Annotated in this window: 5 protein-coding genes and 6 pseudogenes; 1 reads left to right on the forward strand and 10 read right to left on the reverse strand. The window is 55.6% G+C overall.

What is annotated here, in order from left to right; all coding sequences use genetic code 11:
• Nucleotides 1-92 precede the first annotated feature (92 nt).
• The 5 genes and pseudogenes from miaA to nnr all read right to left on the reverse strand — a co-directional run bounded on the left by miaA (nucleotide 93) and on the right by nnr (nucleotide 6666).
• Nucleotides 93-1037 carry a tRNA (adenosine(37)-N6)-dimethylallyltransferase MiaA gene (gene miaA / locus ACMZI0_RS16360; protein WP_415673759.1) on the reverse strand — a complete coding sequence of 315 codons (945 nt, stop codon included), beginning with the start codon at nucleotides 1035-1037 and terminating at the stop codon, nucleotides 93-95.
• Nucleotides 1034-2947: a DNA mismatch repair endonuclease MutL gene (gene mutL / locus ACMZI0_RS16365; protein WP_415673760.1), complete on the reverse strand. Its 1914-nt coding sequence runs from the start codon at nucleotides 2945-2947 to the stop codon at nucleotides 1034-1036. Before mutL ends, miaA begins: the two co-directional genes overlap by 4 nt.
• 42 nt (nucleotides 2948-2989) lie before the next feature.
• Nucleotides 2990-4678 carry an N-acetylmuramoyl-L-alanine amidase AmiB gene (gene amiB / locus ACMZI0_RS16370; RefSeq protein WP_415673761.1) on the reverse strand — a complete coding sequence of 563 codons (1689 nt, stop codon included), beginning with the start codon at nucleotides 4676-4678 and terminating at the stop codon, nucleotides 2990-2992.
• Nucleotides 4675-5160: a tRNA (adenosine(37)-N6)-threonylcarbamoyltransferase complex ATPase subunit type 1 TsaE gene (gene tsaE / locus ACMZI0_RS16375; RefSeq protein ID WP_415673762.1), complete on the reverse strand. Its 486-nt coding sequence runs from the start codon at nucleotides 5158-5160 to the stop codon at nucleotides 4675-4677. The genes amiB and tsaE overlap by 4 nt, the downstream gene beginning before the upstream one ends.
• A pseudogene (gene nnr / locus ACMZI0_RS16380) lies at nucleotides 5157-6666 on the reverse strand (bifunctional ADP-dependent NAD(P)H-hydrate dehydratase/NAD(P)H-hydrate epimerase). The gene tsaE and the pseudogene nnr overlap by 4 nt, the downstream one beginning before the upstream one ends.
• 204 nt (nucleotides 6667-6870) lie before the next feature.
• Here nnr and queG point away from each other — a divergent pair.
• A pseudogene (gene queG, locus ACMZI0_RS16385) lies at nucleotides 6871-8009 on the forward strand (tRNA epoxyqueuosine(34) reductase QueG).
• Nucleotides 8010-8246: 237 nt separating this feature from the next.
• On the opposite strand, the pseudogene ACMZI0_RS16390 reads toward queG, so the two are convergent.
• From ACMZI0_RS16390 to ACMZI0_RS16410, 5 genes and pseudogenes are all read right to left on the reverse strand, one after another.
• Nucleotides 8247-8507, reverse strand: a pseudogene (locus ACMZI0_RS16390) (metal ABC transporter permease); the annotation flags it as partial.
• A pseudogene (locus ACMZI0_RS16395) lies at nucleotides 8492-9334 on the reverse strand (methionine ABC transporter ATP-binding protein). The pseudogenes ACMZI0_RS16390 and ACMZI0_RS16395, both read right to left, overlap by 16 nt.
• A pseudogene (locus ACMZI0_RS16400) lies at nucleotides 9331-10143 on the reverse strand (MetQ/NlpA family ABC transporter substrate-binding protein). The pseudogenes ACMZI0_RS16395 and ACMZI0_RS16400 overlap by 4 nt, the downstream one beginning before the upstream one ends.
• Before the next feature lie 73 nt (nucleotides 10144-10216).
• Nucleotides 10217-11236: pseudogene (locus ACMZI0_RS16405) on the reverse strand (isopenicillin N synthase family dioxygenase).
• A gap of 368 nt (nucleotides 11237-11604) precedes the next feature.
• A complete protein-coding gene (locus ACMZI0_RS16410) occupies nucleotides 11605-12144 on the reverse strand; it encodes a TetR/AcrR family transcriptional regulator (RefSeq protein WP_415673763.1) in 540 nt (179 codons plus the stop codon).
• Between the last annotated feature and the right edge of the window lie 100 nt (nucleotides 12145-12244).

The following is a 12244-nucleotide window of genomic DNA, read 5'->3' on the forward strand; positions in this document are numbered from 1 at the left end:
AATGATGTAAAAAAATTGTGCGCTGAGATTCGCCAATTGTACACAATCGGCCACCCTATGCACTAACTATGCACGCATAATAAACCCGCACATCAAGGTGCCTGCACCACCGCCATCACACGTTCAAACGCATCCTGCGGTTTTTCACTGTCCAGCCAATGTATGCCGTCCCAACCGCGCAGCCAGGTCATTTGACGTTTCGCCAACTGACGTGTCGCGCAGATACCGCGGAACACCATCTCATCGTAATCAAATTCGCCTGATAAATATGACCACATCTGGCGATAACCAACACAACGAACAGACGGCAAATCCTTATGTAAATCGCCCCGGGCAAAGAGCGAACGAACTTCCGTCTCAAATCCTGCCGCCAGCATCTGCTGAAAACGCAACGCAATACGCTCGTGCAACAGCTCGCGCGTGACCGGTGCGATGGCAAACTGATGTACACGGTAAGGCAACGCCTCACCCGCTGTTTTTGTCAGTTCAGTTAAAGTGTTACCTGAAACGAAAAAAACTTCCAGTGCCCGGCACAGTCTCTGCGGATCATTTGGATGAATCCGAGCTGCTGCAACGGGATCAATCTCACACAATTGGCGGTGAAGCGCTTCCCATCCTTGCTCATTCGCCTGCGCTTCGATGCGCTGGCGCACGGCCATATCCGCTGAAGGCAGCGGTGACAGCCCTTCCAACAGCGCCTTGAAGTACAACATAGTTCCCCCAACCAGCAGGGGAATACGCCCGGCAGCGGTAATCTCTGCCATCTCCCGCAACGCATCGCGGCGGAAATCCGCAGCAGAATAGGCCTGTGTCGGATCAAGAATATCAATCAGACGGTGCGGTGCCTGAGCCAACTCCTCTGCACTGGGTTTGGCGCTGCCAATATCCATTCCTTTATAGATAAGGGCGGAGTCCACACTAATCAACTCAACGGGCAATGATTGTCGCAACGCCATCGTCAGCGCGGTTTTTCCTGACGCCGTCGGACCCATGATAAAAATCGCAGGAGGATGGGCAGCATTAGATAATTCAGTCATACTTTCAAATCCTTAATGGCATCATCAACACTTACTCGCTGCAACAGCGACGCGGGCGGCTGTTTCGGAAGTTCCGGGCAAAGACGCTCTATTTCTGTCAAGAGTTGTATCGCCTGCGCCTGACTCCAACGCTCATGGTCGCTGTGCAGTTGCTCCGACAACCAGGTCGCCAGTTGCTCGGGAGTGCACGCTGGTTGCAGCGCAAGATAGCCTAACAGTTCAGAGATCAAGTTTTGTAAATTTTGTTGGCGCAATGGTAAAGGTACGGCACGCAACAGCGCCCGCTGGGACTCCAGCGCAATATCGATACCAAACTGCGCCAGTAACGCTTGATAGCGCAGCAGCGCTTCGCGCTCACTTTTTTCCACCGTCAAGCGCTGCGGAATCAGCAATGGCTGCGGACGTAACCCTTGTTCCGGCGGCAGCAATTGCGCGCGCTTAAGGTAGCGCTCGGCGTGCGTCAGCGACACCATCGCCAACCCGTGCTGATACTCCACCAGCGCGAAACTGGGCGGGAATACGGTTAACAGCCTGCCAAATCCCTGAGTGACGCTCACCGGATCCAGATCCGGCCCAGAAGCAGGCGCCACGGTGCCGTTAGGTTCTTGAACGACCTCCGCTGCTGGCGCGGTTTTCAATAACGTCTGGTAAAGCTCGCCCTGTTTTTTCTGGTAGGGTGCGCCAGTGGTGGGCATTTTCCCCCGCCCTGGCGTGTGGGACGCGCGCGGCTGATAGGTCGCGCCACTCTCCTTCACCTGACGTGCCGGGATATCCGCCGTTTTCGGTGTCGCCTGCGCAGCCGTGCGCGCGGGCTGAGCAAATTGGTTTTCCCCTGCGGCGGTGCGATTTTCTGGCTGCCACGACGCGGTATCCGTTGCCACGTCTGAAGCAACAGCCGCCAACGGTAGCTCAGACGCCTGCTGCAATACGCTCACCACCGCCTGGTAGATAAAATCGTGCACCAGACGCGACTGATGGAAACGCACTTCGTGTTTGGCCGGATGCACATTGACATCAACCTGATGCGGATCCACCTCAAAAAACAACAGATAGGCAGGTTGCTGCTCACCGCTGAGGCTATCTTGATAAGCCTGGCGAATGGCATGGTTAATCAACCGATCGCGCATCATGCGTTGATTCACATAGCAATACTGCATGTCGCTCAGCTGTTTGGCCCCCTCAGGATCGACAACCCAACCGTGGATCGCCAAATCGCCGTGCTGCCAGGAAATACGCAAAGCATGCTGCAAAAATAGCGGGCCACAAATACTGCCGACGCGACGCTCATGCTGCGAAGCTTCCGGCGCAGCACGATACTGGAGGATCATTTTACCATTGTGGTTGAGGGTGATAGCCACATCGAAGCGAGCCAGCGCGATGCGTCGCACCACTTCATCAATGTGGGCAAACTCTGTTTTTTCTGTGCGCAAGAATTTACGACGCGCGGGGGTGTTGTAGAACAGATCGAGCACTTCCAGTGTGGTCCCCACCGGATGCGCTGCCGGTTTTACCGTCACCGCCATATCGCGACCTTCCGCATATGCTTGCCACGCTTCGTTCTGCTCCGCAGTGCGAGAAGTCAGCGTTAAGCGCGAGACAGAGCTGATACTCGCCAGCGCCTCGCCGCGAAAGCCCAGGCTGATAATCGCCTCAAGATCGTCCAGAGTGGCAATTTTGCTGGTTGCATGACGCGCCAACGCCAACGCCAGATCGTCTTTGCCGATCCCGGCACCGTTGTCGCGAATCCGAATGCGTTTTGCCCCACCGCGATCGATATCAATATCAATTCGGGTCGCCCCGGCATCAAGGCTGTTCTCCACCAGTTCCTTCACCACGGAGGCTGGGCGTTCCACCACTTCTCCGGCAGCTATCTGGTTAGCCAGTTGGGGGGGCAGAACCTGAATCGGCATGCGAGTTCCTCTATTATCGACGCGTTATTGTCGCGAATGGCATCACGCTGATGGGATAATCAGCGTCTGCCCGAGTTGTACCGTGCCGGACGTCATGTCATTGGCACGTTGGATCTCCTTCATACTTACACCATAACGCATGGCGATGGCACTCAGGCTATCTCCTTTTACCACTTTATGCTTCACCGGGGTGGCACTACGCGTCACTGCCGCCGGAGCAGCCGATGTGCGGGCACCCGCAGGAATACGTAATTTCTGTCCAACCCAGACGCCATCTTTTTTCAGATTATTCTCACTGCGCAAAGCCGCCATACTGACACCGTAACGCGCCGCAATACCAGAAAGTGACTCACCGCGCGCCACGGTATGCCGCGTTGCCGATGTGCTGCTGGACGCGGATGTTGTGGGCGTCGAGGCCTTACGGTTGACCGGCTGTACGACCGGTCGGTTTTCCTGCTTTGGGACGGATTGTACTGGATGCGCCTGGAAATAGCTGCGCAACCCCCGGTAGATCGCCGTGGCGATTTTGTCCTGATAATCGCTGCTTCCCAGCAGGTGCTCTTCGGTCGGGTTACTGATAAAGCCCGTTTCCACCAGCAGAGAAGGAATATCCGGCGAACGCAGCACACCGAGGCTGGCGTGTTCCGGACGGCGCTTGTGCAATGAACCCACGCGCTGCATTTCCTGCAACACTTTGACCGCCACGTCATAACCGACACGCTGGGAGTGACCGAACTGCAAATCCAGTACTGCCTGGCTCAGGTAAGGGTCAGCACTGTTGTTTGCCAGCAGATCGCCTGCGCCACCGAGCAACTCCGACTGTTTCTCATGCTGTTCCAGCCAGTTTGCCATCTCACTGTTAGCACGCCGATTCGAGAGCATCCACACGGAAGCACCGGAAGCACCGGAAGCACCGCGGTTTGGCGCCGCATCAGCGTGAATGGAAACCAGCAGGTTAGCACCTTGTTTACGCGCCACATCGGAGCGCCCCATGACAGAGATGAAGTAATCGCCGTCACGCGTCATCACCCCTTTGAAATTAGGATCGCTATTGAGCAAGGTATGCAATTTGCGACCAATGGCCAGCGTCACGTTTTTCTCACGCAAGCCAGAAGGGCCAATGGCACCGGGGTCTTGCCCACCGTGCCCAGCATCAATAGCGACAATGACCGGTTCGCTGGCACCGCTTGAGCGTGGCGTTGATGCGCGCGCCGACGCATTGCTGTTCACCACCACCGTCGGTTTGTTGTTAAACGGATTACGGCCCGATTCGATCGGGGCCGCATTACGGGCCTCACGCGTAACGGGTGCCGAAGCCGGCGCTTTTGCCACTTTCGCTTTCTGCTGGCCCGCCACGGTAAACACCACGTTAAAACCCGCACCGGCTTTCTGCGTCGAGGCGCGCGTTTTGGCAGGCTGGGTCAAATCCAGCACCAGACGCAGGCTTTGCGCATCTTTCGCCTGACTGGTACGAATGCGTTTGATAATGTTTTGCCCGCTGAATTCCAGCGGCAGCTCTTGAATCACACCGGTCTGCCGGATGTCGATCACCACCCGATCCGGGTTGTTGAGCGGGAAAAAGGCATAAATCGGCTGTCCGCTGAAATTGAGGCTGACTGTGGCCTGATTATCGCCGTTTTCTACCTTGATATCGTAGAGGTTGGCAGCCCATCCCGTACTGACCAGCAGCAACCCGGCCCACATAACCAGAGCGAGTACGCGTTTTATCATGGCGTTTCGTTCTCCGGCTGAGAAGATATCCGCGCCAGCATACGCTCACCCAGCGCCGATAAGGCGATTAACTGCGCATGCCGCCCTTGCGCTTCATAGTTCAGGTGCACTTCGAGATCGGCGCTGGGGAGAATGCCTGCCCCCTGCTGCGGCCACTCAATCAGGCAGATAGCATCCTGCGTCACGTAGTCGCGGATACCCATGAACTCCAGCTCTTCGGGATCGGCCAGCCGGTAAAGGTCGAAATGATACACCGCCAACGGTGACAGCGCGTAAGGCTCCACCAGCGTATAAGTGGGACTCTTCACATTGCCCTGGTGGCCGCGCGCCTGGAGGAAACCTCGGCTGAACGTGGTTTTACCTGCACCCAGATCGCCAAAAAGATAAATGCTGCATGCGCTGTCGCAGGCGTGCGCCAACGATGCCCCTAATGCGATGGTAGCTTCCTCATCATCCGGCAGCGGAAAATCTACTTTTTTCATTCTGTCTTTTCTAAGGGTATCCACTCAGGATTAACATAGCGGGACAATACTGGCATCAGATCGGTCGCCAACATCCCTCGCGTGCCACGCTGCTCGGCCAACGCATCGGCCGCCGCACCGTGCACCACGCATCCGGCACAAGCCGCCGCATAGCGTGACAATTTTTGCCCCAGCAACGCGCCGATAATACCGGACAACACGTCACCCATGCCGCCGCTCGCCATGCCCGGATTACCGACATCGGCCAGCGCCATCGCCTCAGACTCATCGGCAATGACGGTACCGGCGCCTTTTAGCACCACGGTGCCGCCATAGCGTTGTACCAGTTTCCGGGCAGCAAGTAAGCGATCACTTTCAATCTCCGCCACTCTGCAATTCAGCAAGCGTGCCGCTTCCCCCGGATGTGGGGTTAAAATACGATTTTGACGTTTAAAAGGGTTCATTGCCAGCAGGTTTAGCGCATCGACATCCCACAGCATGGGTTTGTTACAATTTTCCACGGCGCGTAGTGCACTTTTCGCCCAGCCATCTTGCCCCAGCCCAGGTCCAATCACCACCACGTCGGCCCAGTCGATACCTTCACGCATCGCGGTATCACTCAGTGCTTGAACCATCAGTTCAGGGCGGGCCATCAGCAGCGCAGCCGTGTATTGGGTGTGAGTGAGTACTCGCACCAAACCCGCACCACTGCGCAATGCGGCTTCTCCCGCCATCGCAATCGCCCCCCATACCTGCATTGCCCCCCACCAGCAGCAAACGGCCATGTTCACCTTTGTGCGCCAGAGGAGAACGAGGGGGCAACCAGCCCGCTAAATGTTCACGGGATAAGCGTCGCATAGGCGCAGGATGCTGTTGCAACCAGGTGGACAGCCCCAAATCCGCATACCGGAGCGTTCCGACACAAGCTCGTGCCCTGCCCGTCAGCAACCCCGGTTTTAGCGCAATAAAAGTCACCGTACATGCCGCCACAATAGCGGCCCCCGCACAGGCTCCGGTTTGCGCATTCAATCCAGAAGGAATATCCAACGCCAGCACCGGCGCATCATGGGCATTGGCACGTGCGATCAGCGAATCATACGGGGCGCGCGGCGCGGAGGATAACCCAGTACCCAGCAGGCCGTCGATGATCAAATCAATCCCCTCAGGCGACAATGCCACATCGCCCAGCGCCTGCCATGCATCATAGGCACACTGCGCTTCCTCAGGCAGTGACCGTGCCGCCATGCACGTGACCACCGTCGCTTCAATCCCGGCTGCGCGTGCAAGCGTGGCCACAACGTAACCGTCACCGCCGTTATTGCCATGTCCACACATAACCAGCCAACGACGCACATGCAGGTAAAGGTGACGAGCGTGTTGGTAAGCGGCTTCTCCGGCACGCTGCATCAGCGCATAAAGTGCGGTTCCTGTTTGCCGCGCGGCGTCAGGCTCTTCACGACGCAGCCAGTCGGGTGGGTAAACGTGGTCTGGTAGCATTCGCTGATGCGCAGGTATCGTATGCGGCATGACTCTCCTCCCGGACAACATAAGCGCTTGTAGCAAAAACGGATAACGCATGGTTATCTTTATGTCTCAACTTAGCAAGGTCTGAAACAGGCTGCCAGAAACCTATACGGTAAATGCCGCATGGCACCCACACACCTCAGCGCACAGACGTTACGCAGACGATGTGATAAAATGGGCATGTTTACCTCTTTCATACGGTTCCTCATGACTTATCCCTACGATCTCAACGAACTCGCCCAGCACATTAAACAGTGGGGACGTGAATTGGGCTTTCAGCAGGTAGGGATCTGCGACACCGATCTTTCCCACGAAGAACCACGACTTCAGGATTGGCTGGATAAGCAGTATCACGGAGAAATGGATTGGATGGCGCGCCACTGCATGCTGCGCGCGCGCCCATGAGTTGTTGCCCGGCACGCTGCGCGTTATCAGCGTACGCATGAACTATCTGCCCGCCAAAGCGGCCTTTGCCAAGACCCTGAATAACCCGACGCTTGGTTACGTTAGTCGTTATGCGCTGGGTCGCGATTACCACAAACGGCTGCGCCAGCGGCTGAAAAAGCCGGGTGACCGGATACAGGAACATTGCGGCAGCCTGCAATTTCGGCCATTCGTCGATTCTACACCGATTATGGAGCGGCCCCCTGGCGGCCAAAGCCGGGCTGGGCTGGGTGGGGAAACACTCACTGCTCCTTAATCGGGAAGCTGGCTCCTGGTTTTTCCTCGGGGAACTGCTTATCGATCTGCCATTACCGGTCGATCAACCGTTAGAAGAGCAGTGCGGACGCTGCGTTGCCTGCATGACAACCTGTCCCACCGGGGCCATCGTTGCCCCCTACACCGTGGATGCCCAGCGCTGCATCTCCTACCTGACCATTGAGTTGGAAGGTGTTATCCCCGAAGAATTTCGGCCGTTGATGGGCAACCGTATTTACGGTTGTGATGATTGCCAGTTGATCTGCCCCTGGAACCGTTTTTCCCAACTGACCGACGAAGATGACTTCAGCCCACGCGCCGCACTGCATACGCCTGCATTGCTGGATCTGTTTCAGTGGGATGAAGCAAAATTTTTACGTATCACCGAAGGTTCAGCCATCCGCCGCATCGGCTATGAACGCTGGCTGCGCAATATTGCCGTGGCGCTGGGGAATGCACCCTATGAGGAAAATGTTGTGCTAGCCTTACACGCACGGCTCGGGCAGAGCGCGCTGGTCGATGTGCATATTTATTGGGCGATTGAGCAGCAATTGGCACGCCGTGCATCTCAATCCATCGAGGTACAGTTGCCGCAGAAAAAACGTCTTATTCGTGCTATTGAAAAAGGATTACCACGCGATGCCTAAGGTGTTTCCAGTCCGTCATTTCATTCTGACCGCCCTGTGCATAAATATAAAACTCCTTGCCAATCAAGCCGTGAAGAAAGTACAAGTGATTGCCTTAACATTTTGATAATTTATTTTTATCAATTTATATCAATAAGATAGAAATAGCATTTTGACAATCTGGTGGCAGATCATTTTATGAACTTCGGCAATAGCCTGTGGATAAGTCTGTTTAAAAAACTATGAGATTTTATATTACATGAAACGCAAAAACGGGATCAATGCGATCAACAACACCACAAACGGCAGCGATCGTCCCACGTTGATCACCGCGCCCAACGCCCGGTTTAGCCAGGGCAATGGCGCAACCCCTTGAGGTCGAGTGATAAACAATACCACCCCCAATGGCAGGCCAATCAGCACAGTAAACAACGATGCCAGCCCCACCATATATCCCGTCTCTAACGTGGCATGCCACATCAGGCTGATAAATTCATCCCAGCTCAGGCGACCTTGCATAAGATACTCCCCTCCACGACGCCGTGACGGCGAAGAAATGCTTGTTCGGCCGCATAATCGGGCAGCAGCGCTCTGCGCAACTGTGAATCAGGCGTCGCGAGCAGCGTCGACAGCGCCCCGCTTTCCACGATCTGGCCTTGCTCCATCAGCGCGGCGTGATCGCAAATGGCTTTTACCACCGCCAGCTCGTGATTGATCAACACGATCGTCACCCCTAACTGACGGTTGATATCCGCAAGCAGCGCCAACACCGATGCGGTGGTGTCTGGATCAAGCGCGCTGGTCGCCTCGTCACACAGCAAATACTTCGGTTTTGCTGCCAACGCGCGCGCAATACCGACGCGCTGTTGCTGCCCACCGGATAACTGCGAAGGAAAGGCGTGCGCTTTATCACTTAGCCCCACCCACTCCAGCAACGCGCTTACCCGCGTTTCACGTTCATGGCGCGCAACCCCGGCTATCTCAAGCGGGACAGCGACGTTATCCTGCACATTACGCGCATGCAGCAGGTTTAAGTGTTTAAGTGTTTAAGTGTTCAAGTGTTTAAGTGTTTAAGTGTTTAAGTGTTGAAAAATCATGCTGGTACGCTGCCGGTGCTGACGCAACGCACGTGAAGAAAGTGACGTAATCTCTTCCCCATCCACCACAATCCGGCCCGATGAGGGCCGCTCCAACAGGTTAAGACAGCGCAGCAGCGAGCTTTTACCCGCACCGCTGCGCCCCAAGATGCCATAAACAGAACCCTCGGGAATCGTCAGCGATACATCATCCAATGCCGGACGATCGCACCCTGGGTAACGTTTTCCCAATTGTTCGATGACGATCATAGCTGCTTGCTCGCCACCGGGATCACCGAGCCGTTATAGCGCTGCGTAATAAAATCTGCGATGGCTTAGGACTCCAGATCGGCCGCCAGCTTTTTGATACGCGGATCGTTTTGTCATGCGGGCGTCGTCACCAATACGTTGGCATAAGGGTTATGCTCTGCGCGTTCTAACCCCAGTGCATCTTTAGCCGGAACGAGTCCCGCTTCCAGCGCATAGTTGCCGTTGATCACCGCCAGATCGACATCGTCCAACGAGCGTGGGATTTGCGCCGCTTCCACTTCTTTTATCTTCAGCTTCTTCGGATTTTCCGCGATATCTTTCGGCGTCGCCTGATCCTTGGCCGGATCGCTGTAACCCGGTTTCAGTTTCACCAATCCCTGGCTTTGTAATAAATACAGCGCGCGACTGAGGTTAGTGACATTGTTAGGCGCGGCCACCGTGCCGCCTTCCGGCACTTCACTGAAACTTTTGTGCTTGCGCGAATAGACGCCCAACGGTTCCACATGTACGGTAGCTGCGACAACAAACTGTTTCCCCAACGCTTTTTCCTGATCGCGCAGATAGGGCACATGTTGGAAATAGTTGGTATCCACGTCGCCATGCTCCAGCAGCTCGTTGGCGTTTACGCCGCTGGTCAGCTCGATCACTTTCAGTGAGTTTTGGGGATCAATTTTCTTCACCTGTGCCAGGATCTCACTGTGCGGCACCGGATCGGCGGCCACACGCAGCGCCTGCGACGCGGAGGCAGAGAAGTTCACGCTGGCGGCCAATGCAATACTGCTGACAAAAAATGCGACACGCTTATTCATACAGGCTTCCTTTTATCTGTTTGTTATAAGTATTGGGGGCTATGCCTGCCGCGAAGGCAGATACAGAAAAACATCAGTGAGCGGCAAGTTCCGCTTTCGCCACCACATCGGCGTAATAACGCTGTGTGACATCAGGGTGCGAGCGCAGTCGCCCTTTCAGGTAATTCCAGCCCACATCACGCAACAAGGGATTGTGCGGATCGCTGGTAGGCCCTTGTGCCAGACGCTCCACCTGCGGAGGCAGTTGATAGACCGGCACCACCGCATCCAACTACGCACCGAGGAAGAACGCAATGGAGAGACGCTCCTGCCCCGCTGGCGGTGAAACCACACGGTGCACCGTGGCACGCAAATAGCCATTGGTCGCCAGCTCCAGCAGTTCACCGATATTCACGACGAAGGAACCCGGCAGCGGCAGCGCATCGATCCAGCGATCGGGGGAAACCTCTACCTGTAAACCGGCCTGTTCATCCTGCAACAGAAAGCTCAGGAAGCCTGAATCCTTGTGCGCTCCCACGCCTTGCTGGCTGCCCTGCGCCGATTGCCCCGGATAACGAATCAGTTTGATATGCTCGTTGGGCTTTTCACCGTACAGAGCATCAAAGGTGTGTGGCGGCAACGCCAGCGCCTCAGCAAAAGCGCGCAGCAGTTGCTGGGCCATTGCGGTCATCGCTTTTTGCCAGGTCAGCAGCGTAGTTTTCAGTGCGGGCTGCGCCTCCGGCCATAAATTGGGGCCTTGTAATTGCTACCAACGCGGATCCTGTGGTGTCAATTACAGGGCTGCTCGCTCAGCGCCAATATCAAACTGCTCGCGCCAGTCGGGCTGGTTGCGCGTCAATTCCGCCCCGGCACGGTTGTAGCCGCGAAAATGGGGAGAATGGATCATGGCAACACGCTGTTTTTCATCATCGGGCAAGGCAAAGAAAGCGCGTGCCTGCTGCTGTAGCGTCTCGGGAATACTGTGATGGGTGAGATAAAAGAAACCGACATTGCGAGCCGCCTCATTGAGCGAGGTTAAAAAAGCCCGCCGCTGCTCGGGGTTACCGTGCAGGTGTGATAAATCAAGGAGAGGTAATCTGTTTATGGTACTCATTGCGTACTCCATTAATTATTCCATGCTCAACCGGAAAATAAATGCAGGGGCCGCAACAACAACGATAGCCCGTCATGGTTCACCTCATCAGGAAGCGGTGTTATTTAAGATATTCTCCTGTACCAGCGCAAAGCCCATATCAGCACAAGCTATAGAAAGAGATGTTTTTTCGACATCTGATGCTATTAATCCTGAATTGCAGCGACGGGTAAAATAGAAAGAGTGGCAAAGCTAAGCAGCGCTTTAGCTATGTCTTGTTGACAAGGCCGTGTAGAGGATTTTCTTCTCAACCAACATTGCAGCTGTGGCGAACGAGATAACCATATGGAATCAGGCGCTGTCGGGAAACAACACCTGATGTCGCACAGTTACACCTCTTCCGACGGCGTAGCCAGTCCCACCAACAATCGCTGAATATCCTGCGGTGTGGGCGTCTCGCAGGTGAATAAAATACGGTACATCAGCGGCGCAATAATGCGCTCGATGATCTGTTGCGCGCTGGCAGGCGTTTCTTGTCGCGCCAGTGCGCGCTCACGAATCACCTCCAACTGCTGCGCGGTGAAACCCGCACACTTGCCTGAGCTTTCGTGTCCCGGCGTGCCCAGTACATCGCGCAACATCGCCCGTCCCGGCTCAGAGGCCATCTCTTCGATGTAAGTGTTCAGCCAGATCTCAAGATCGCCGATGAAAGAGCCGGTGTCCTGCGGCTCGGCATCCGGACGCAGCTTCTCCACGGCCACATCGGCCAGCAACTGGGTGAGATCCCCCCAACGCCGGTAGAGGGTAGACGGCGTCACCCCCGCCCGTGTCGCGATGGCGGGAATGGTGAGCGCTTGACGCCCTATCTCCTGCTCCAGCTCAGTGAATCGCCGCCTGTACCCGCGCGCTGCGCCCCCCTGGCCGCACACCTTGTGTGATCGCCATCTGATACTCCCTGGCCCAACAAAAACGTTTACTGATACCACTAAAGCAAAATATTTGCTTTAGTGAAGAAATCGCTGTAGCGTT

This window comes from Symbiopectobacterium sp., assembly GCF_047692315.1.
Taxonomy (GTDB): Bacteria; Pseudomonadota; Gammaproteobacteria; order Enterobacterales; family Enterobacteriaceae; genus Symbiopectobacterium.